General features: G+C 69.4%; 2 protein-coding genes. One reads left to right on the top strand and one right to left on the bottom strand.

Features of this window, described 5'->3' with window-relative positions; genetic code table 11:
• On the bottom strand, nucleotides 1-658 hold a 658-nt coding region (locus I55_RS09690), incomplete at its 3' end, for a helix-turn-helix transcriptional regulator (protein ID WP_044560328.1).
• 93 nt (nucleotides 659-751) lie between these two features.
• Between I55_RS09690 and I55_RS09695 the strand changes: the two genes are divergently transcribed.
• On the top strand, nucleotides 752-1386 hold a 635-nt coding region (locus I55_RS09695), incomplete at its 3' end, for an NAD-dependent epimerase/dehydratase family protein (protein ID WP_044560329.1).

Here is a 1386-nt window from a genome sequence, read left to right on the forward strand (position 1 = left end):
CGCCCAGGGTGGCGAACTCCGGGCTGAGCCGGCACAGTTCCTCCACCAGCGGTTCCACCTCCGCCGCGGCACCCGCGCGGGCGGCGTCTATGCGGAAGGCGCCCAGAACGAAGCGGGCTACGCTTTCCCAATCGTACTGCGCGGCGCGGGCGGCCGGGTCCAGGAAGATGAAGCGCAGGATGTTGCGCCGCTCCGGCGGCAGCGCGCCATAGTCCATCAGCATCACGGTCGCCGCCCGGTTCCAGGCCAGCACGTCCCACATGGCCGTGCGGATCACGGCGGGGCTGGGGTCCAGCGCGTCGAGCACCCGTTGCAGGCGGGGGGTGATGCTGTCGTTCCGGCGATAGCGCGCCTCCGGCGGGCGGCCCAGCCCCAGCAGGAACAGATGCTCCCGCTCCATCTCCGTCAGCATCAGGGCGCGGGCGATGCGGTCCAACACGTCGGCGGAAGGGGCGCCGCCGCGGCCCTGTTCCAGCCAAGTGTACCAGGTAGGGCTGATGTTGGCGCGCTGCGCCACCTCTTCCCGGCGCAGGCCGGGGGTGCGCCGCCGCTCTGATGGAAAGCCCAGGGCGGCGGGGTCCAGCCGGGTGCGTCGATCCCTGAGATAGTCGCCTAGGCCCAATCCCGGGGCCGGGCCGGTGGCGGAAGCGTCGCTCATCCTGTTAACAATCTTACTATGATAAGGTCACTACTTTACCAGCATAATCATGGGATCGAAGCTTGTCTCCAGGGAAACCCGGAGACTGAACCCATGCGCATATTCGTTACAGGTGCCACCGGCAACATCGGCTCCGCCGTGGTGAAGGATCTGGTCGTGGCCGGCCATCAGGTGCTGGGCCTCTGCCGCGCACCGGAGAAGGCGGCCGCCCTTGCCGCCGCCGGGGCCGAGGTCCATTCGGGATCGCTGGAGGACGCCGGCAGTCTCACCAGCGGCGCCGCGCAATGCGATGGCGTCATCCACCTGGCCTTCAACCACGACTTCTCGCGCTTCGTAGCGAACTGCGAGGATGACCGGCGGGTGATCCGGGTGCTGGGCTCGGTTCTGGCGGGTTCCCAGCGCCCGCTGCTCATCACCTCGGGTACCCCCATCGCCAACACGGTGCCGGGCCAGCCAGCCCGGGAAGGCAACGCCACCGTTGGCTCGGACGTCCATCCGCGCGCGGCGTCGGAGGAAGCGGCGGCGGCCCTGGCGGCGGAAGGCATCAACGTGTCGGTGGTGCGCCTGCCGCAGGTGCACGACCCGGTCACCCAGGGGCTCATCACCCCCTTGATCGGCATGTACCGTGAGAAAGGCGTGTGCGCGTACCTGGGCGACGGCCTGAACCGCTGGCCGTCGGCCCATGTGCTGGACGTCGCCGGCCTGTATCGGCTGGCGGTCGAACGGGC

This window comes from Azospirillum sp. B4, assembly GCF_000333275.1.
Classification (GTDB): domain Bacteria; phylum Pseudomonadota; class Alphaproteobacteria; order Azospirillales; family Azospirillaceae; genus Nitrospirillum.